The organism is Dokdonia sinensis (assembly GCF_003688895.1).
Taxonomy (GTDB): Bacteria; Bacteroidota; Bacteroidia; order Flavobacteriales; family Flavobacteriaceae; genus Dokdonia; species Dokdonia sinensis.
The window spans coordinates 1-19182 of record NZ_REFV01000019.1 but is presented as its reverse complement, the minus strand read 5'-3'; the positions used below and the strand labels follow the sequence as shown (position 1 = coordinate 19182).

The following is a 19182-nucleotide window of genomic DNA, read 5'->3' as shown; positions in this document are numbered from 1 at the left end:
GAAAAGCGGCTTCGTCTATTAAATAGAGCTGATTATTTAATCATCTCATACGAACGCTTTATAAAGCTTGTAAGCTCCTCTCCTTTCAATAGGTTTTGGGAGAGCTTTGCAAGGTCAAACGACTGTTTAATTAAACGTTGCTTCTTCTTATCTGTTTTCGTATTCAAAATTTCAGAAGCAAGTTCACTATTTGCATTTACAACTAGGTTGTACATCTCTGGCATATTACCAAACATACTCATACCGCCACCACCTGTCTGTTGCATCTCTTTCATACGACGCATAAATTCTGGTTGCGTGATGATGAATGGCGCTGCATTGCTGTCCATCGCTTCCACTTGTACCGTGTACGATTGTGCAGCAATAGCGTCAGTAATTGTGGTTTTGAGTGTTTCCTTTTCTTCGTCAGACAGTTTTGAGATTTGCTCTTCTTCTTTTTTGATAAGATTGTCGATATGATCTCCATCCACACGAACAAAACTTACATTTTCTTTGCTCGTCTCTAGTTTTTGTATCAAGTGTGGTACGATAGGAGAATCTAGAAGTAAGACTTCATATCCTTTATCCTTTGCACTCTGGATGTATGCGTGCTGTGCATCTTTATCACTCGCATAAAGCACCACCATTTTACCATCCTTATCAGTCTGAGCATCTTTAATTTTCGCTTCAAGCTCTTCCCAAGTAAAGTAAGTGTCATCTACTGTAGGGAACAATGCAAACTTGTCTGCCTTCTCAAAGAACTTATCGTCAGATAACATTCCGTACTCGATAACGAGTTTGATATCATTCCACTTTGCTTCAAAATCTGCTCTATCGCTATTAAAAAGCGCTTTCAGCTTATCTGCTACTTTACGTGTGATGTAGCCAGAAATTTTCTTCACCGCACCATCTGCTTGCAAGTAACTACGCGACACATTTAATGGGATATCTGGAGAGTCTATAACACCACGTAACATTGTTAAGAAATCTGGTACGATTCCTTCTACATTATCGGTTACAAAAACTTGGTTTTGATACAATTGGATTCTATCCTTTTGGATATTCATATCTTGGCCAAGTTTTGGGAAATATAAAATCCCCGTTAAGTTAAAAGGATAATCCACATTCAAATGGATATTGAACAACGGTTCCTCAAATTGTGCTGGATAAAGCTCACGGTAAAACTCGTTGTAATCCTTCTCCTCAAGGTCCGTAGGTTGCTTTGTCCAAGCTGGATTCGGGTTGTTTATGATATTATCTACTTCCTTTGTAGGTGCTGGCTCATCTTCTTTTGCATCCTCAGGCTTAGGAAGCGTTTCTGTCTTCGTACCAAACTTAATGGGCACTGGCATAAACTTATTGTACTTAGCAAGCAATTCAGAAATGCGGTTGTCTTCTAGAAACTCAGTACTGTCATCTGCAATGTGGAGGATAATTTCTGTTCCTCGATCTGTTTTGTCTGCTTCTTCAAGCGTAAAATCTGGACTTCCATCACAAGTCCAGTGTGCTGCTGGTTCGTCTTTGTAAGACTTTGTAATAATCTCAACCTTGCTCGCCACCATAAAAGCAGAGTAGAAACCAAGACCAAAATGTCCTATGATTCCCGTGTCCTTTGCTCCTTCTTCATACTTATTTAAAAATTCCTCAGCTCCAGAAAACGCAAGCTGATTGATGTATTTCTCCACCTCTTTCTTCGTCATCCCAATTCCTTGGTCTGTAATGTGGAGTTTCTTTCCCTCTTTATCAATTTTTACTTCAATACGAGGATTCCCGTATTCTACTTTTGCCTCTCCTATAGAAGTAAGATGCTTTAACTTAAGCGTCGCATCTGTGGCATTACTGATAAGCTCACGGAGAAAAATCTCGTGGTCACTATATAAGAACTTCTTAATAAGCGGAAAGATATTCTCTACCGATACATTAATTTTTCCTGTTGACATTGTATATGTGTTTTGTGTTATAAAATTTCTTCTTCGCTTAAAGCGAAAAAAGTACCACGTTGCACAATGTGACAAGATGACACGAAGGCGCTTTGCTTGAAGCTCAAATTGATCCGGATAGCTATCGAAGGAAATCAAAGTTGAAGATGAAGATGAAACGAATCGTCATTTCGACAAAGCGTAGCGCCGAGAAATCTCATCACAATGAATGCGTTTGAGTAAGCAAGTTTGCCTGAGCTAAATTCCTGAGCTAGATTATGGGATTTCTCCTAAAGCCTGTCCTGAGCTTGTCGAAGGGTCGAAATGACCAGTCCTAGTGTTTACACTTTCGCGAAAGCGTGATAAACAAAATACTTAGGCTCTGTAGATTCCAAGTAAAACTATGAGCCTTCGCCTCTTTGCAAGAAAATCTAAGCAGGCACTCCCACAAACTCAAACCGCACCATCCCGTCCTCATCTATCTTTGTGAGCTCTACTTCGTGGAGTTGGTTTACAAGTTCTGGGTTCCACGGGGCTTTTACTTTTACGTAGTTTTCGGTGAAACCGTGTATGTAGCCTTCTTTATTTTCACTTTCAAAAAGGACCGTTCTGGTGCTTCCTAGTTGTGCTTCATAAAACGCACGACGCTTTTTCGCCGAAAGGCCACGCAACATTTTACTACGTTTACCGCGTACTTTATTAGGTACAACGCCATCCATAGTTACGGCCTCCGTATTGTCACGTTCGGAATATGTAAAAACGTGTAGATAGGAAATATCTAACTCGTTCAAAAAGTTATAGGTCTCGAGAAAAAGCTCGTCAGTTTCCCCGGGAAAACCTACGATGACGTCAACCCCGATGCAGGCGTGGGGCATTACTTCGCGTATTTTCTCTACGCGGTCCACATACAATTCTTTGTTATAACGTCGCTTCATTTTACCGAGCAACTCGTTACTCCCACTCTGCAACGGAATATGAAAATGTGGTACAAAAGCGCGAGACTGAGCAACCAGATCAATAGTTTCGTTTTTTAAAAGATTAGGCTCGATAGACGAAATACGTAAACGCTCAATACCTTTTACTTTATCAAGTTCTGTCACTAAATCCAGAAAAGTATGTTCGTGGCGTTTATTGCCAAATTCGCCCTTACCGTAATCGCCTATGTTTACTCCGGTGAGCACAATTTCCTTAATGTCTTGTGAAGCGATTTCGCTTGCATTTTTTATCACATTGTCCATCGTATCGCTACGAGAAATCCCTCGCGCTAGCGGAATCGTGCAATAGGTACATTTATAATCACAACCATCCTGAACTTTTAAGAAAGCACGTGTGCGGTCACCTATGGAGTAGGAACCTACATAAAAGTCGGCTTCGTTAATCTCGCAGGAATGTATTTCTCCGTCTTTTGTACCACGTTCTGGATTTGCAAGAAGGTCATTGATGTAACTGGTAACATTGAATTTTTCGGTCGCTCCGAGTACCAAATCAACACCATCCACACTGGCTAACTCTTCTGGCTTTAACTGTGCGTAGCAACCTACGGCGATAACAATCGCATCTGGATTTCCTTTTTGCGATTGCTTGACTATGGTTTTAAAACGCTTGTCTGCATTTTCGGTGACACTACAGGTGTTTATGACGTAAATATCGGCCGGTTCAGAGAAGTCCACACGGTTAAAACCTTCGTCCGTAAAATTGCGCGCAATGGTCGAAGTCTCAGAGAAATTGAGCTTACAACCTAGTGTATAAAAGGCGACGTTTTTGGAGTCTTTCATTTCGAAATTTTACTGCCGGTAAAATTACGATTTTCTTTTAAACGAATGAAGTAGTGGGATGCAGGATGTTGGGTGCGGGATGATGGATGCTTTAAATAAAAATGTAACTTCGAACAAAAGCACAGTATGAGTTTCAAATTTGAAAAATTGAGAATCTGGCAAGATGCGATGACTTTAGGAGAGGACATTAATTTACTAACAAATGATTTTCCAAAGAAAGAAATATTTAATCTCACCTCTCAAATAAGACGAGCAGTAGATTCTATAGCTCTTAACATATCGGAAGGCAGTATTTTACAATCCGATCCAGAACAACGCAAATTTTTAGGCTATTCTATTCGTTCATTAGCAGAAGTGGTCACTTGTTTATACAAAGCTAAAAATCGAGGCTACATAGATCCAGCCCATTTCAAAATTAAGTACGACTTTTGTTACAAGCTTATGAATATGTTAATCGCCTATAGAAACAAGTTTTAGCATTTTGAAATCATCCAGCATCCAGCATCCAGCATCCAGAAGATACTTTACTTTTATCTGGCTCATATTCACTCTTTCCCTCCTCACCTCCTGCTCAAACTCTAACACCTCCTCCCGCGACCACGAGGTTTTTCGCTACAATGAGCAATACCAGATCTCAACGCTTGATCCTGCTTTTGCTCGTAATCCTTCGATTATCTGGCCCGTAAATCAGCTTTTTAATGGACTGGTACAGTTGGATAACGACCTCAACGTAGTTCCTGATATTGCAAAGTCTTGGGAAATCTCTGACGATGCGATGACATATACTTTTACGCTTCGAGATGATGTTTTTTACCACAAACACGAACAATTTAAAACGCCAGACAGCACACGCAAGGTGGTTGCTGAGGATTTCGTCTATTCTTTTGACCGATTAACAGACGACCGCGTGGCTTCGCCCGGTGGCTGGGTCTTGGGGAATGTGGAATCTTACCAAGCGACAAATGACAGCACCTTTACAATACAGCTCACAAAACCTTTTCCTGCCTATCTCGGCTTGCTCAGTATGCGCTATTGTTCGGTTGTTCCACGGGAGATTGTGGAGCATTACGGAAGCGAATTCCGCTCACATCCCATAGGGACGGGCCCATTTAAATTTAAGCGCTGGGAAGAAGGGGTGAAATTGGTTTTTCGCAAGAATGAACTGTATTATGAGAAAGATGAAGAAGGCAATGCTCTACCCTATCTTGAGGCGGTGGCGATCACTTTTTTACCCGATAAACAGAGCGAATTTCTACAATTTGCACAGGGAAATATTGATTTTTTGAATAGCCTTGATCCGTCGTATAAGGACGAACTTCTCACCTCTTCTGGTAGCTTACGAGAAAAGTACCAAGACGATGTAAATATGGTGAAGAGCCCGCACCTCAACACGGAGTACATCGGTTTTTTCTTGGGCAGTGACACGCCCGAAGTGCAATCTGAACTCCTGCGAAAAGCTGTAAACTACGGTTTTGACCGTCAAAAGATGATAACCTATCTGCGCAATGGAATCGGCGAGCCAGCGGTGCATGGGTTTATACCTAAAGGATTACCGGGATATGAAAAAATTGAGGGGTATGGGTACGATGTTACGCTTTCGCGAAAGCTAATACAACAATACATTCAAGAAACAGGAGATACCGAACCACAATTAACTATAGGAACTAACAGTCAGTATCTGGACATCTGTGAGTACATACAGCGGGAGCTCCAAAAAGCGGGGCTGGATATCAAAATTGAAGTGATGCCACCCTCTACCCTGCGTCAAATGAAAAGTAGTGGCGAGTTAGATGCCTTCCGCGCCAGTTGGATTGCAGATTATCCCGACGCCGAAAACTATTTAAGCCTATTTTACAGTAAAAACTTTACGCCCAATGGGCCGAATTATACGCATTTTAGCGATGCTGAATTCGACCAAATGTACAAAGCAAGCCTATCCATAAATGATGTGGAGGAACGTAAAAAGCTTTATGCAAAAATGGATTCCCTAGCAATGAGCAAGGCTCCCATTGTTCCACTTTATTACGACGAAGTTGTGCGCTTTACGCGAAAGAATATTTCTGGATTTACACCGAATGCTCAGAATTTTTTGGTTTTGAAGAGGGTTAAGAAAAGTCGTTAGTCGAAATTCAGAGTTCAGAGTTTAGAGTTTAGAGTTTTAGCGTAAAAATCATTTTACAGCAAGAATACAAAAGGTGTCGACGTGTCTTTTAAAAAGTGCGGATTGAATAAATCTGTAACATTTCACTTATTTCTCCTACTCATAATTAGAACCAATGCCGAAAGATTATGAGCTATGCATCCACCCTTACTAGACAATTAGAACTAAAAAGAACACGACGTAAAGTCGAGAGGCGCTATCGTGCAAATAAGCATCGCTCTGTTACCAGCACTGAAAAACCTGAAGAAGACAAATCGCTTATCACAGATTTTAGCCAAGTGCGCAAAGCGATTAAAAAACGTAAGCGACGCGAAGTAATTACGACGACCATTGCTCTCGTGGTGTCTATTACAATACTCTTTTTACTGGCTACTGTGGTTGACTGGGGCTGGGTTATTAGAAATATTTTGGAGAAACCTTAAAAGGAAATTACCCTTTCCGATACTGCTTGGTCTCCTCAAAAACGTGATTTAAAATAGCTTCATCTTGCTCTGTCAATTCAATATCTCGACGCGCCATAGCGATGCGTGCGGTTTCAAAGGCTTTTTTAGTTTGATGCGGTACAAAACCGCTCGCACCTCCCCAAGAAAATGAAGGAACAAAATTGCGTGGGAATCCGCTACCGAAAATGTTTGTGGCTACGCCTATAACCGTTCCCGTGTTAAACATCGTGTTGATGCCACACTTGCTATGATCGCCCATCATCAAACCGCAAAACTGTAGGCCGGTATCTTTAAATCTTCCAGATTCATAATCCCACAATTTTACTGAGGCATAATTGTTTTTGAGGTTAGAGTTGTTACTATCTGCGCCTATGTTACACCACTCTCCTAGAACACTGTTTCCTAAGAAACCATCATGTCCTTTGCTAGAATATGCCATCAGGACGGAGTTGTTTATTTCACCACCCGCTTTGCAATGGGGACCTATGGTGGTGGGACCGTAAATTTTTGCACTCATTTTTACTGTTGCGTGCTCACACAAGGCAAAAGGACCACGTATCATTGCACCTTCCATAATTTCAGCATCTTTACCTATGTAGATAGAACCTGCCTCAGCATTAAGTGAACAAAGTGGAAGCTTTGCTCCTTCTTCTATAAAAATACGCTCTGGATAAAAAGCTACGGTCGTCTCGGGAATTGGTTCGGAAGTTCGCTCCTGCGTAAGTAGTGCAAAATCTTCCTCGATAGCACGACCGTTTTTAGAGAAAATATCCCAAGTATGTTCTATTCTAAAAATATCATCAAAGGTATATTCGATGATTTCGTAGGTATTAAAATCTACTTCTTCGTCCTCCTTCACATAGAAAGCAATAGCTTCTTCTCCATCAAAAATAGCCTGCCCAGCTGTCATTCCTTTAATGATAGTCACAAGATTACGCGTAGGAAGATACGATGCGTTAATCATCACATTCTCCTCAAACTCAACGATAGACCATTTATCACTCAGATAATCCTCAGTAACGGTAGACGTTGTTGTTTCCAGATGATGCTCCCACTTCTCTCTTATGGTAAGTATACCCACACGAATATCTGCCACAGGGCGCGTATAGGTAAATGGTAAAAGCTGATTGCGTACCGTTCCGTCAAAAAGGATATAATTCATAGCGAGGTAAAAATTAGGACTACGAAGTTAAAGGAATTCAAAATTTTGTGCTGACAATTATGAATTATTTGACTTTGACCGTCCATTCAAAATTAAACTCAGAGACCTGAACACCGTCTTTATTTGTCCCCACAGCTTTCATCCAGCACGTTTGACCATCTCCTGTTGCGATGGTTTGAGCTATTGCTTCTTTAATTTTATCACCGTCGTTACAAACGAAGTTAATTCTACCGGTAGCTTTTTTCGTAAACGTAGCATTATTGTTTGCCACGAGCATTGAGATCTTTTTATTGCTGTTTTGGATATAGCCTATTACTAAAGCTCCTGTTGCCAGCTCTGCTGCCATTCCCTGTACCGCCCAGAACATACTTTTAAAAGGATTCTGACTAATCCATCTATGCTTTACAGAAACCGTACACGATTTTTCATTCACACGTTTAACACGCACACCTGTGAGCCACGCTGCGGGAAGCTTAGCCATCGTATATAGGTTAAATTTACTTGGACTGGGAAATTTCATATAAACCGTTTTCACAAATGTAACCGAAAATACTATTCACGCATAATAAATTTTTAACACCGCTCTCGCTAAAGCGGTACCGCACAGCATCGAGGTAACATAAAAAAATCAAAAACTTTTGCATTCTCTGTTGCGGAAAACTAAAATTGTATTAACTTTGAATTTCAAAGTACTTTATTATGGAGTCATCAAAATATCTCGAAGACATCGCCAGTATCAAAAATATGATGCACAAGTCTTCCCGTTTTATGTCCTTGAGTGGATTGTCAGGTATTCTCGCCGGAGTGTATGCGCTTATAGCATTTGTAGTTGCATATCGCGTCATAGCATTTCAAACAATACCCGGATTACCTTCTGAAAGCAATTCAACACAAGAATTATACATAAGGGAATTGTATCAGCTCTTTTTAGCCGACCACGATGGACTTGCAACTAAATTATTGCTAATTGGTTTGGTTACGCTAATATTAGCTTTAGTTACAGGCATTATTTTTACTATCAAAAAAGCCAAAAAGCACGACGAAAAAATCTGGGATACCTCTTCTCGTAGACTCATCTACAACTTTGCTATTCCACTATTTACAGGTGGCGCTTTCTGCATAGTTCTTATTCAATATGGATTGATTGGGCTTATTGCTCCCGCCACGCTTATTTTTTACGGATTAGCACTCGTAAATGCAAGCAAATTCACCCTTGGAGATATTAAATATCTAGGAATAGCAAATGTAATTATTGGACTCATTGCCACGCAATTTATAGGATATGGATTGTACTTTTGGGCGCTAGGTTTTGGGGTGTTTCATATTATTTATGGGACTATTATGTATAGGAAATATGATAAGGTATAAGTACGCTTTCGCGAAAGCGGAGGTTTCGATACAATTTTTCATTGCGCTATCGCTCAATAAAAAATCACTCAACCACCTTAGCTTTGCTAGATTTATAAATAAAACTACCGACTAAAAAAATGTCCATCATTAACAATATCAATAAAGCCTTTGACCACCGGGTGCGCCTGGGGATTATGAGTGTCTTGATGGTAAATGAAAGCGCCGATTTTAAGGAGCTCAAAGAACTCTTGGATGCCACAGATGGAAATCTGGCGAGTCACGCAAAAGCCCTTGAAAAAGAAGAATACATAGCCGTACAAAAATCCTTCATCGGTCGGAAGCCAAATACCAGTTACAGCGCTACACGTAAAGGAAAAAATGCATTTAAGAAACATATTGAAGCCCTAGAAAAATTATTAGGCAACACATAAACTATATTTTTTTTCTTATTTGCTTTGAAATACAAAGTACTTTACAACTATGAAAATAATACGATATTTGATTCTGGAACGACTTTATGAATGGAGCAAACTCCCCTATCGATTCCTCTTTAAGAGCGAGGCGCCGTGGGGAATTTCTGCAAAGCAACTGCTTACCTACCCTGAAAACTCTCTGGGGTATCACCTGGGTTGCTTCTTGCTACGTAATCACTTTACACCAGAACCTCAACTGGAAAATCACGACATCTATCACGTTCTCACAAATACAGGAATCTCCGTACCCGAAGAAATTGCAATGCAATTTTACCTGCTGGGCAACGGGAAACGCTCTTTATACTTATTTATCGTCATCGCAATCGGTAGCATACTTTTTATGGATGAGATTCCCCATTTTCGAGAAGCTTTTAGTAAAGGTCGCTCCGCACATATGTTCTACAATCTAAATTTTTTAAAACTGCTTGAGCAACCACTCGCACAATTACAACACACATTTAAAATCACTTTACAATGAAAAAGAATCTCATCCATCTGCCTTTAGCGCTACTATTCAGTACGTTGTTTTATGACCAAGACTTTGGCCTCAATATGTTACTTTTTGCAATTATTGCCGTTGCTCTCGTTGTCGTTTCCAAACCTTCTATTCGCTCTAGGCGAGACTTTATTTTTAGCGCAAGTCTCTATGTGCTAAGCGGTATTTTTGTCTTTACGGTAAATAGTGGACTGGCGCAATTCAATTATTTTATCGCCTTTTTGGTCTTTGCGGGAAGTATTTCTGGACGAGGAAACTCGGTATACGTGCAATGGTTTAATGGAATGTATCAGAGTACCATAGGCGTACTACACGCACACATACATCGCGACAAAAACATCGCACCGCCCAAACAGAAAAAAGACATTGGTTTCATTCTCCTCACCACAGTTGTCGTCGTCATTATTTGCGTTCTATTTGCAAGTCTCTACGGAATAGCAAATCCCATTTTCGGTAAATGGCTCGATGCGATAGACTTGTCATTTTTTAATTTCCCTTGGTTTATCCTCGCTGTAATGGGTTATGTCCTCCTACGCAACCTCACCGCTCCCGCCGAACTTGATATTATCACCACCATAGACCGCAACGCATCGCTTCACCTCAAAGAAGAACTCCTGGCCGAAAGCCAAAAATCCAGACTTCAAAAAGAAGCCCTACTAGGAACTATACTTCTAGGAGCGCTCAACGGCTTAATCCTTCTCTTCATCCTGGCAGATGTGATGTATCTGGCTCAGAATCCGCTGGAGGATGCTGTGGTTCTTTCGGCTACGGTGCACGAGGGTGTGAATGCGCTGGTGACCTCTATTATCATTGCGATCACGATTATTTTAATCCTCTTCCGAGGAAATCTCAATTTCTATAAAAAGAGTGCTACGCTAAGGACACTCACTTACGTTTGGCTAGGGCTCAATATTCTGATTGTCTTACTCACCACATATAAAAACTTCCTGTACAGCACAGGTTTTGGTCTTACCTATAAGCGCATCGGTGTGTTTGTGTATCTTCTATTTTGCGTTGTGGGAATGGTCACGACCTACCTCAAAATTGCCCGAAAACATAACCTGCTATTTATGTTTAAGACAAATGCACGGGTGGCGTTTGTGGTGCTTATCCTTTTGGCAAGTTTCAGTTGGACAAGGAGCATCACACATTTTAATCTCGGAACAGTTAAAAACCCAGACATTCCATATCTCATTTCTCTTGGACCCGATAATGGAGATTTGTTATACGCTTTCGCGAAAGCGTACCCATCAAAATCTTTAGATAGAGACCGCATAGAAAGAGAATACCATAGCTGGAAGTTCAAGCTAGATGAAGAAACTTGGCAATCCAAAACATTACAAGGAATATTAAACTCTCAAAACAAAACCTATGAAATCGTTGGAACATCCTATTAACCGTTTTGCGCTAAAACTTGCCTTTTTTAGCGCCGTATTCGGTCTTTTACAGACCTTAATTTATGCCGTGTATCCGAATGACTATTCGCTGGTAATTGGATTTTTCCATCTCTATCCTACCGTTGCCGTGCACCTTATTGTGTTGCTTCTGGTTATCATAAACGCCGTGCGTAAAAAGTGTAAAATCAAGGAAGTATTTCTGACTATGGGCATCATGTTGCTCAATATTCCGCTGGCGTATGCTTGCGCTTATCTCGTGCTTGAAATTTTATAAATTATACTAAATAATTTTTCAATGAAAAATAGTCTCCGCTATTTTATTGCTTTCACTATCATCCTGATTACGGAAATCTGTATTGCCCTGTTTTTTACCGACACATTTATTCGACCCATTTTTGGTGATTTTCTGGCGGTGATTCTGGTGTATTGTTTTGGGATGTTTGTCGTGTCCCTATTTTCTAAACCAAATTTTAAATGGAAGAAAAAATTACTTCTTATTTCTTTAGGAATTGCTATCGCAATAGAAACTTTACAGGCTTTTCCATTTCTTGAAATGATGGGGCTGGAGGAAAATAAGATTGCTACGATTATTTTAGGGAGTACTTTTGATTGGTGGGATGTTTTGGCTTATTTGGTTGGGGCTTTGGTTGTTTATGGGGTGGAAATTTATCTCTCACGGAGACACTAAGACACGGAGGAGGCCTACTCGAACGTGGAGGTTCTCACGGAGACACAAAGGCACGGAGGTTTCTTACTCGGACAGAAATGTTTCTCACGGAGGCGCAAAGGCGCGAAGATTTCTTACGCGGAGTGGAGATTTAAACGAAAGCACCCTTCGGCTACGCTCAGGGTTCGGATAGTGATGATAAATAATAAAAATCAAAGGTGATTGAGTGGTCCGATGATCAAGAACGGAGTTGAAGGACTCAGCGTATTGTATCGAATTTACCAAAACAAAAAAACTAAACCTTAGTCGCCCGTAGCATCTCCCGCTTTCCCGGAGGCCCGGGTAATCGCTCCACTTCAAAACCTACGGCTTGCATTGCTCGTCTTGCTGCACCTTGGGCACAATAGGTAGTGAGTACACCATCAGACTTTAAAGCCGTAAACATTTTCTTGAAAATAAATTCTGTCCAGAGATCAGGTTGCACCCGTGGGCCAAAGGCATCGAAGTACACTAAATCAAAAACTCCCATATCCTCAATATCCTCAAACTTTTGCTGGCGTTTCTCTAATTGGAACGTATCAGAAACAGACTCTCGATTTCCAAATGGAATCTCGTGCATTTTTCTATATATTTCTGGAGCAATAGGACGGTCCAGTTGACTCGCATACTCCATTGCCATTGCTTCTTCGGGAGAAACTGGGAACGCCTCGACTCCTGTGTAATTTATAGAAATCCCTAAATCTTTGGTCTTAAAATAGGTCAACAGCGCATTAAGCCCCGTTCCAAAACCCATTTCCAATATTGAAACAGATTTCCGTTCTGGGTTTTCATTTAGAAAATGCTGCAAGCCTGTTTCCAGAAACACGTGACGCGCTTCTTGTATGGCGCCGTGCTTGCTATGATATTGCTCATTCCACTCGGGAATGTGGATGGTTTTAGAACCGTCGCCGGTGGTTATAATCGTGCGCTTCAAGACCTATTTGGACTTGATGAGTACCCCGTTTGCCATAAATCGGAGTTCGCGCTGTGGTGTGGTGATTGCGGCAATTTCGGCTTCTGTCTTTCCTGCATCTTCGGCCATATGTTTGAGCTCGTCTACAGCGACTTCTTCTAGGTATGCCTTACCCTCTACTACGGCTTCTCCCGTTGCGTCTAAAGGCACAAAGAATGCGTAGTCCTTAAATTTGACAAAAACCTCTTCCTCTTGTCCTATGTCCAGACGCATCCAGCATCCTTTACTTGCACATACACTATTTATGGGTGCTTCAAACTTTACCATTGCGGTATCGCCAGCTTTCAGTGTTTTATATTTTTCGGCTATTGCGGTGTTTGACAGTGCGTTCTGGGCAGATATCTTGTCGCCATAACTTGTGTAATCTTCTTGCACGGTGGTGGATGGGGTTTCCGCTACTTCGGCTCCGCTCAGCACAGGTTTCGCGAAAGCGGACTCCTTATTACCCTCCTCTTTACATCCTAAAAGAAGCGTTCCCGCGAGGGCTATTGCAAATAAAGTTCTCATAACTAAAGTTTTAAATCTTGATTAGCGCAAAATTATGAATTTAACCGACGTTTAAGGGGCTTTAATTCTTAAATTTGCGGCTCAAAACAGCCTGAAAATGAAGATTACGCAACGACCGACAAGCAAGATAAATGATGTAGATTTTAATAATCTCGTGTTTGGAAGCACTTTTACGGACCATATGTTTCAATGTGACTTTGTGGACGGAAAGTGGAAGGAGCCAGAAATCGTGCCTTACGGCCCGATGCAAATTGAGCCGAGTGCAAAGGTGTTTCACTACGGGCAAGCTGTTTTTGAAGGTATGAAAGCGTTTAAGGACGACGATGGGAATGCGTTTCTTTTTCGCCCAGAAGATAACTGGGCGCGTATCAATAAATCGTCTGCCCGACTTGCAATCCCTGAATTTCCTAAGGAGTATTTTATGGATGGGATGCGCAAGTTGCTTACGATGGATAACGACTGGATAAAGTCTGGCGATGGAAACTCGCTTTATATCCGTCCCTTTGTGATTGCTACACAAAATGGCGTTTCGGCTTCACCTTCTAATGCATATCGTTTTATGATTATTTGTGCTCCCGCACAGGCGTACTATTCTGGGAAAGTAAAGGTTGTTTTTGCTCAAAAATTTAGCCGTGCGGCAGATGGTGGTGTAGGTTTTGCAAAAGCAGCTGGAAACTATGCCGCGCAGTTTTATCCTACTAACCTTGCTAAGGCAGATGGCTACGACCAGATCGTATGGACAGATGCAAACACGCACGAATATCTGGAAGAGGCGGGAACGATGAATATGTTCTTTCGCGTAGGCGATACACTCCTAACTGCCCCTACGAATGATAGAATTCTGGACGGAATCACACGCAAGAGTATCATAAAACTAGCGCAAGAAGCTGGTGTTACTGTAGAAGTACGCCCTGTCTCTGTAGCCGAAATTAAGGAAGCAGCTCAAAAGGGGAAACTTCTAGAAATGTTTGGCGCGGGAACAGCCGCTGTGGTAGTTCCCGTAGAAAGTTTTGCTCACGATGGTGTAGATCACAAATTACCGTCTGATGTGAGCGACAGCTATGCACAACGTTTTAAAAAAGCACTTAACGACATCCAATATAACCGTGCTGCAGATCATCACGGCTGGAGAGTAAAAATCTAAATTCCACAAAAAAATATGAGTTTCCTTACTGCGGCATGGAGAAAACTGGCGCTAGCAAACTATGCTGTAGATCCAGAAATTCTGAGAGAATATCTGCCGTATGGAACAGAACTCGATCTCTGGCAAGGCAAGTGCTACGTGAGCCTTGTAGGCTTTATGTTTCTCAACACGCGAGTGCTTGGAATTAAGATACCCTATCACGTAAACTTTGAAGAAGTAAACTTACGTTTTTACGTACGCCATAAACATAATGGTATCTGGAAACGGGGCGTCGTCTTTATAAATGAAACCGTACCTAAAAATGCCATTGTCTGGGTGGCAAATACGCTCTACGGAGAAAACTACACTTGCGCAAAAATGAGCCATAAGTGGCGTGAGACTTCAGACCACAGAAGCGTTACATATCGCTGGGAGAAAACTGGCGACTGGCAAGAATTTTCTGTGCAAGCAGGCAAAAACATCCAACCTATCCCAAAAAATAGTGAAGCCGAGTTTATATGTGAACATTATTGGGGATACGCTAGAGTAAACGAGACAAAAACAAACGAGTACGAAGTTACCCACCCCAAATGGGAACAATATGCCGTTCAAGACTATAATATCGATGTAGATTTTGGTCACGTGTACGGTAGTGAGTTTGCTTTTCTTAATGAGCAACAACCGACCTCTGTCATTCTTGCTGAGGGTGCTCCAACTACTATTGAGGGGAAAAGGGTTATCAGGAAATGAAATCGAAATCGAAATCGAAGTTGAAGTTGAAGTTGAAAATTTATCATTTCTGGAGCAGTACGCAATATCCAGTCTTAGCCCTTACAAATTCCTCTTGCATCTTAGGTCGCACGTCGGATGTGAAAAAGGAAGGGAGCTTTCAAATCAATTATACTCTTAATTGATTCCGCAACAGTGCCTCTCTTTGCATTTGTCTCCGAAGAGTGAGGAACGAGCGAGAGGAAGACGTGAGGAGAGATGTTTGCAATAGTAAGCAAGTTTTCCTGAGCTTTATTATGCGATTTCTCCTGTCGTCGAAATGACTAGAACTTTGTCATTTTGACAAAGCGCAGCGCCGAGAAATCCTATCACAGTGAGCAGGTTTGAGTGAGCAAGTTTCCCTGAGCTACTTTCCTGAGTTTCATTATGCGATTTCTCCTGTCGTCGAAATGACCAAAAATTTATTCTATCAATAAGTCTAATGCTGTCAAAACTATCTGGTAGTATAGAACAAGAAGACCCTGCTCAAGTTTACTCCCTAAGCGAAGTCAAAGAGCGCAAACGTTATCGTCATCACCTGCTTGTATCTCCTTTAAAAAGGCTTATTTTTCGTATTTTTACGACTCTAAAAACAGAAAATAAACATTATGAGCCATACACTTAAACCAGGAGTAGCGACAGGTCGCGAAGTACAAGACGTTTTTAACTATGCAAAGGAAAAAGGCTTTGCCCTTCCTGCAGTAAATGTTATCGGGTCCAGCAGTATCAATGTAGTTTTAGAAACTGCGGCTGCGCTCAATGCTCCTGTGATTATCCAGTTTAGTAATGGAGGTGCTCAGTTTAATGCGGGTAAAGGACTTTCTAACGATGGTCAAAAGGCCGCAATTGCCGGCGCTGTAGCTGGTGCAAAACACGTACACGAACTTGCCGAAGCTTACGGAGCAACCGTAATCCTGCATACAGACCACTGTGCAAAAAAATTATTGCCTTGGATAGACGGATTACTAGACGCTAGTGAGAAGCACCATAAAACGTATGGTAAATCACTTTTTAGCTCCCATATGATTGATTTGAGTGAGGAGCCTATAGAAGAAAACATTGAGATTTGTAAGACCTACCTTGAGCGTATGAGCAAGATGGATATGACCTTAGAAATCGAACTTGGTATTACCGGAGGAGAAGAAGATGGTGTAGACAATACAGATGTGGACGATTCTAAACTCTACACGCAACCAGAAGAAGTAGCATACGCTTATGAAGAGCTTAAGAAGGTAAGCGATCAGTTTACGATTGCAGCTGCCTTTGGGAATGTGCACGGTGTGTACAAGCCAGGAAATGTAAAACTTACGCCAAAAATCCTTAAGAATTCACAGGAGTACATTTCAGAAAAGTACGGCGTACCTCATAATACTATTGACTTCGTTTTTCACGGAGGAAGCGGTTCTACGGTGGAGGAAATACGCGAGGGAATAAGCTACGGGGTGATCAAAATGAATATCGATACCGATTTGCAATATGCTTATACGGAAGGAATACGCGATTATTTTGGAGCCAAAGCAGACTACCTAAAATCTCAAATAGGAAACCCTGACGGAGCAGATGTGCCTAACAAAAAGTACTATGATCCACGTGTTTGGGTACGTAAAAGTGAGGAGACGATGCGTGCTCGTTTAGAAAAAGCATTTGAGGATTTGAATAATGTGAATACGTTGTAGTATTTTTACAGCCTTAATTGTGGTTTTTTGCTCCCGAAATGAATTCTGGACAAGTAAGCTTTCGCGAAAGCGGACAAACCCGCACAACCTAATAGTACATTATGGCTTGGTTTAAAAGAAAAGAAAAGGGAATAAACACCCCGACTGAAAATAAAAAAGACACGCCCAAGGGACTCTGGTACAAATCCCCTACTGGGAAAGTAATAGATACAGAGGAACTGGAACAGAACTTCTATGTGAGTCCAGAAGATGGATATCACGTGCGTATCGGGAGTCATGAGTATTTTGAAATCCTTTTTGACGATAATAAATTCAAAGAGCTAGACCCTAACTTGACTTCAAAAGATCCACTTAAATTTGAGGATAAAAAGAAGTACAGCGACCGTCTTAAAGATGCGCAGGATAAAACGGGACTTAAAGATGCCGTGCGTACCGCAGTAGGTAAATCTGGAGGTGAGGATATTGTGATTGCCTGTATGGATTTTCGCTTTATAGGCGGATCTATGGGAAGCGTTGTGGGAGAAAAAATTGCCCGCGCTGCAGACTACTCGCTTAAAAACAAAATTCCCTTTATGATTATCTCAAAGTCTGGAGGTGCCCGTATGATGGAAGCAGCCCTATCGCTAATGCAACTAGCCAAAACAAGTGCAAAACTTGCGCAACTGGCAGATGCTAACATTCCTTATATTTCGTTATGTACAGACCCAACGACGGGAGGAACTACGGCTTCTTTTGCAATGCTGGGAGACATCAATATTTCTGAGCCTGGCGCGCTCATAGGATTTGCAGGACCGCGTGTGGTGCGTGATACGACTGGAAAAGAACTTCCAGACGGATTCCAAACTGCAGAGTTTGTACAAGAACACGGTTTCTTGGATTTTATAAGCCCACGACAGGAATTAAAGCGTAAGATTAACCTCTATCTCGATCTTATCTTAAACCGTCCTGTGCGTAATGTGAGTTAGAACTAATAATTATTATAATTTATTTAAGCCCTGACAATTTGTTGAGGCTTTTTTTGTGCCCTTGCGCGAAAATACTAGATGGCAAATTGCAGTCAAAAATCACATTTATTATTTGGTGAGCCACAAAACTTTCGATAACGCACCCATGTATTGATTCCGATCTAATTTACAAAACCATTTGATAACGCGCCTTTTTTGAGATGTGAATGGAATAAAAATGGTAACTTAGTTTTATACTCACGTTGCCAGTAATACTCTGAAATCCTTCTTCGCATTAAAATTTTTGATTAGATTTGGAGAATGTTGCCTTTTTAGGTAACTTTGCTCTGAATTTAATGACTAACTAATTGAGCGAATTTAAAAGAGAAATAGGATTTTACGAAAACCACTTTAAGGATTTCTATTTAAAACAGTCGCTCGTTGTTCGTAAGAAAATTGACTGGACACTTATTTTGTTGAGAAATAACCGAATTGTTCCAGAAAAGTTTTTTAAAAATCTTACGAATACTGACGGACTTTGGGAAGTGCGAATTTCAGCAGGAAATGGAATATTCCGAATCTTCTGCTTTTTCGACAAAGGGAATTTAATTATCCTATTGAGCGGAATTCAAAAGAAAACGCAAAAAACACCCAAAAAAGAAATTAAAAAAGCGGAACGGTTAAAAAAGGAATATTATGAAAACAGATAAAAGAATTACATCGTTTGACGACCATTTAGACGAACAATACGGAAAAGTTGGTACAGAATCTCGTAAAGAATTTCAAGAGGAATTTGAAACCTTTAAAATCGGTGTGCTAATCCAAGAGGCAAGAAAAAAACAACATTTAACGCAACAACAGCTAGCCGAAAAAGTTGGTACGACTAAAAACTATATTTCTCGGATTGAAAATAATGCAAGTGATATCCGACTTTCTACTCTGATGCGAATTATACGAGAAGGATTAGGCGGAAGTTTAAAATTGTCGCTGGACGTTTAAGATTGTGTGGAAAGTACTACTGGCAACAATGTATATAAAAAATAGCGCAAATCATTGCTAACACTACGGTTTGGGTATTTTTGAAAAGTCGCCAAATTTTTAAATTTGACGATTTCCAATAAAAAAGATAAATAGTAAAATTTAAAAATCCGGCTTGTGTTTCATCCGAAAAGTAACTGCTTATTTTCAGCGCTACTTTTCATATACGGAGCCGTTGATATTTAATCGTTTTTAGCAATTGGAGTGATGCCTATTGTAGTTTTATGGTAGTTAGCTTGTGTGAAGGATTACCAAGCTCAAGTCTTTGCGATTGCATCGTGGAAAGTTCACT

The 19182-nt window shown here is 40.9% G+C and carries 21 protein-coding genes; 15 read left to right on the top strand and 6 right to left on the bottom strand.

What is annotated here, in order from left to right; all coding sequences use genetic code 11:
• Positions 1-32: 32 nt before the first annotated feature.
• Together htpG and mtaB are read right to left on the bottom strand one after the other, a co-directional pair.
• Positions 33-1919 (bottom strand): molecular chaperone HtpG, encoded by a 1887-nt coding sequence (gene htpG, locus EAX61_RS15025; protein WP_121918537.1) that lies wholly within the window; start codon positions 1917-1919, stop codon positions 33-35.
• A gap of 410 nt (positions 1920-2329) precedes the next feature.
• Entirely contained in the window at positions 2330-3673 is a 1344-nt protein-coding gene (mtaB, locus tag EAX61_RS15020; protein ID WP_121918536.1) for a tRNA (N(6)-L-threonylcarbamoyladenosine(37)-C(2))-methylthiotransferase MtaB, read from the bottom strand.
• A gap of 147 nt (positions 3674-3820) precedes the next feature.
• Between mtaB and EAX61_RS15015 the strand changes: the two genes are divergently transcribed.
• The 3 genes from EAX61_RS15015 to EAX61_RS15005 all read left to right on the top strand — a co-directional run bounded on the left by EAX61_RS15015 (position 3821) and on the right by EAX61_RS15005 (position 6256).
• Positions 3821-4150, top strand: coding sequence for a four helix bundle protein (locus tag EAX61_RS15015; protein ID WP_236642063.1), 330 nt, complete (start codon positions 3821-3823; stop codon positions 4148-4150).
• A 4-nt stretch (positions 4151-4154) separates the two neighbouring features.
• Positions 4155-5795, top strand: coding sequence for an ABC transporter substrate-binding protein (locus EAX61_RS15010; protein ID WP_236642062.1), 1641 nt, complete (start codon positions 4155-4157; stop codon positions 5793-5795).
• Between the two features lie 167 nt (positions 5796-5962).
• Positions 5963-6256 carry a hypothetical protein gene (locus EAX61_RS15005; RefSeq protein ID WP_121918534.1) on the top strand — a complete coding sequence of 98 codons (294 nt, stop codon included), beginning with the start codon at positions 5963-5965 and terminating at the stop codon, positions 6254-6256.
• 7 nt (positions 6257-6263) lie between these two features.
• Here the strand turns inward: EAX61_RS15005 and EAX61_RS15000 are convergent, their stop codons facing one another.
• Positions 6264-7439: a GlmU family protein gene (locus EAX61_RS15000; RefSeq protein ID WP_121918533.1), complete on the bottom strand. Its 1176-nt coding sequence runs from the start codon at positions 7437-7439 to the stop codon at positions 6264-6266.
• A 64-nt stretch (positions 7440-7503) separates the two neighbouring features.
• Positions 7504-7959, bottom strand: a complete 456-nt coding sequence (locus tag EAX61_RS14995) for a DUF4442 domain-containing protein (RefSeq protein ID WP_121918532.1) — start codon at positions 7957-7959, stop codon at positions 7504-7506.
• A gap of 179 nt (positions 7960-8138) precedes the next feature.
• Between EAX61_RS14995 and EAX61_RS14990 the strand changes: the two genes are divergently transcribed.
• The 6 genes from EAX61_RS14990 to EAX61_RS14965 all read left to right on the top strand — a co-directional run bounded on the left by EAX61_RS14990 (position 8139) and on the right by EAX61_RS14965 (position 11843).
• A complete protein-coding gene (locus EAX61_RS14990) occupies positions 8139-8807 on the top strand; it encodes a hypothetical protein (protein ID WP_121918531.1) in 669 nt (222 codons plus the stop codon).
• A 119-nt stretch (positions 8808-8926) separates the two neighbouring features.
• Positions 8927-9220, top strand: coding sequence for a winged helix-turn-helix domain-containing protein (locus EAX61_RS14985; protein ID WP_121918530.1), 294 nt, complete (start codon positions 8927-8929; stop codon positions 9218-9220).
• 49 nt (positions 9221-9269) lie between these two features.
• Entirely contained in the window at positions 9270-9740 is a 471-nt protein-coding gene (locus tag EAX61_RS14980) for a Coq4 family protein (RefSeq protein WP_121918529.1), read from the top strand.
• The gene (locus EAX61_RS14975; protein WP_121918528.1) at positions 9737-11155 is read left to right on the top strand and encodes a DUF4153 domain-containing protein; all 1419 of its coding nucleotides are present in this window, start codon (positions 9737-9739) and stop codon (positions 11153-11155) included. Before EAX61_RS14980 ends, EAX61_RS14975 begins: the two co-directional genes overlap by 4 nt.
• Complete coding sequence (locus tag EAX61_RS14970; RefSeq protein ID WP_121918527.1) at positions 11130-11429, top strand: hypothetical protein; 300 nt, start codon at positions 11130-11132, stop codon at positions 11427-11429. Before EAX61_RS14975 ends, EAX61_RS14970 begins: the two co-directional genes overlap by 26 nt.
• Positions 11430-11450: 21 nt before the next feature.
• Positions 11451-11843, top strand: a complete 393-nt coding sequence (locus tag EAX61_RS14965) for a ribosomal maturation YjgA family protein (protein ID WP_121918526.1) — start codon at positions 11451-11453, stop codon at positions 11841-11843.
• A 274-nt stretch (positions 11844-12117) separates the two neighbouring features.
• Here the strand turns inward: EAX61_RS14965 and mnmC2 are convergent, their stop codons facing one another.
• Positions 12118-12795 (bottom strand): tRNA (5-methylaminomethyl-2-thiouridine)(34)-methyltransferase MnmC2, encoded by a 678-nt coding sequence (gene mnmC2, locus EAX61_RS14960; protein WP_121918525.1) that lies wholly within the window; start codon positions 12793-12795, stop codon positions 12118-12120.
• A gap of 3 nt (positions 12796-12798) precedes the next feature.
• Positions 12799-13341 carry a DUF4920 domain-containing protein gene (locus EAX61_RS14955; protein ID WP_121918524.1) on the bottom strand — a complete coding sequence of 181 codons (543 nt, stop codon included), beginning with the start codon at positions 13339-13341 and terminating at the stop codon, positions 12799-12801.
• A gap of 97 nt (positions 13342-13438) precedes the next feature.
• Here EAX61_RS14955 and EAX61_RS14950 point away from each other — a divergent pair, with 97 nt between their 5' ends.
• The 6 genes from EAX61_RS14950 to EAX61_RS14920 all read left to right on the top strand — a co-directional run bounded on the left by EAX61_RS14950 (position 13439) and on the right by EAX61_RS14920 (position 18851).
• Positions 13439-14485: a branched-chain amino acid aminotransferase gene (locus EAX61_RS14950; RefSeq protein ID WP_121918523.1), complete on the top strand. Its 1047-nt coding sequence runs from the start codon at positions 13439-13441 to the stop codon at positions 14483-14485.
• Positions 14486-14500: 15 nt separating this feature from the next.
• Positions 14501-15214 carry a YqjF family protein gene (locus EAX61_RS14945; RefSeq protein WP_121918522.1) on the top strand — a complete coding sequence of 238 codons (714 nt, stop codon included), beginning with the start codon at positions 14501-14503 and terminating at the stop codon, positions 15212-15214.
• 626 nt (positions 15215-15840) lie between these two features.
• A complete protein-coding gene (gene fbaA / locus EAX61_RS14935; protein WP_121918520.1) occupies positions 15841-16908 on the top strand; it encodes a class II fructose-bisphosphate aldolase in 1068 nt (355 codons plus the stop codon).
• A 101-nt stretch (positions 16909-17009) separates the two neighbouring features.
• Positions 17010-17873 carry an acetyl-CoA carboxylase, carboxyltransferase subunit beta gene (gene accD, locus EAX61_RS14930; protein WP_121918519.1) on the top strand — a complete coding sequence of 288 codons (864 nt, stop codon included), beginning with the start codon at positions 17010-17012 and terminating at the stop codon, positions 17871-17873.
• A 347-nt stretch (positions 17874-18220) separates the two neighbouring features.
• The gene (locus EAX61_RS14925; RefSeq protein ID WP_121918518.1) at positions 18221-18562 is read left to right on the top strand and encodes a type II toxin-antitoxin system RelE/ParE family toxin; all 342 of its coding nucleotides are present in this window, start codon (positions 18221-18223) and stop codon (positions 18560-18562) included.
• Complete coding sequence (locus EAX61_RS14920) at positions 18549-18851, top strand: helix-turn-helix domain-containing protein (RefSeq protein ID WP_121918517.1); 303 nt, start codon at positions 18549-18551, stop codon at positions 18849-18851. Before EAX61_RS14925 ends, EAX61_RS14920 begins: the two co-directional genes overlap by 14 nt.
• Positions 18852-19182 lie beyond the last annotated feature (331 nt).

Coding starts and splice junctions, on each gene's coding strand:
- htpG (WP_121918537.1), bottom strand. CDS start 1,919: ATGTCAACAGGAAAAATTAATGTATCGGTAGAGAATATCTTTCCGCTT.
- mtaB (WP_121918536.1), bottom strand. CDS start 3,673: ATGAAAGACTCCAAAAACGTCGCCTTTTATACACTAGGTTGTAAGCTC.
- EAX61_RS15005 (WP_121918534.1), top strand. CDS start 5,963: ATGAGCTATGCATCCACCCTTACTAGACAATTAGAACTAAAAAGAACA.
- EAX61_RS15000 (WP_121918533.1), bottom strand. CDS start 7,439: ATGAATTATATCCTTTTTGACGGAACGGTACGCAATCAGCTTTTACCA.
- EAX61_RS14995 (WP_121918532.1), bottom strand. CDS start 7,959: ATGAAATTTCCCAGTCCAAGTAAATTTAACCTATATACGATGGCTAAG.
- EAX61_RS14990 (WP_121918531.1), top strand. CDS start 8,139: ATGGAGTCATCAAAATATCTCGAAGACATCGCCAGTATCAAAAATATG.
- EAX61_RS14985 (WP_121918530.1), top strand. CDS start 8,927: ATGTCCATCATTAACAATATCAATAAAGCCTTTGACCACCGGGTGCGC.
- EAX61_RS14980 (WP_121918529.1), top strand. CDS start 9,270: ATGAAAATAATACGATATTTGATTCTGGAACGACTTTATGAATGGAGC.
- EAX61_RS14975 (WP_121918528.1), top strand. CDS start 9,737: ATGAAAAAGAATCTCATCCATCTGCCTTTAGCGCTACTATTCAGTACG.
- EAX61_RS14970 (WP_121918527.1), top strand. CDS start 11,130: ATGAAATCGTTGGAACATCCTATTAACCGTTTTGCGCTAAAACTTGCC.
- EAX61_RS14965 (WP_121918526.1), top strand. CDS start 11,451: ATGAAAAATAGTCTCCGCTATTTTATTGCTTTCACTATCATCCTGATT.
- EAX61_RS14955 (WP_121918524.1), bottom strand. CDS start 13,341: ATGAGAACTTTATTTGCAATAGCCCTCGCGGGAACGCTTCTTTTAGGA.
- EAX61_RS14950 (WP_121918523.1), top strand. CDS start 13,439: ATGAAGATTACGCAACGACCGACAAGCAAGATAAATGATGTAGATTTT.
- EAX61_RS14945 (WP_121918522.1), top strand. CDS start 14,501: ATGAGTTTCCTTACTGCGGCATGGAGAAAACTGGCGCTAGCAAACTAT.
- fbaA (WP_121918520.1), top strand. CDS start 15,841: ATGAGCCATACACTTAAACCAGGAGTAGCGACAGGTCGCGAAGTACAA.
- accD (WP_121918519.1), top strand. CDS start 17,010: ATGGCTTGGTTTAAAAGAAAAGAAAAGGGAATAAACACCCCGACTGAA.
- EAX61_RS14920 (WP_121918517.1), top strand. CDS start 18,549: ATGAAAACAGATAAAAGAATTACATCGTTTGACGACCATTTAGACGAA.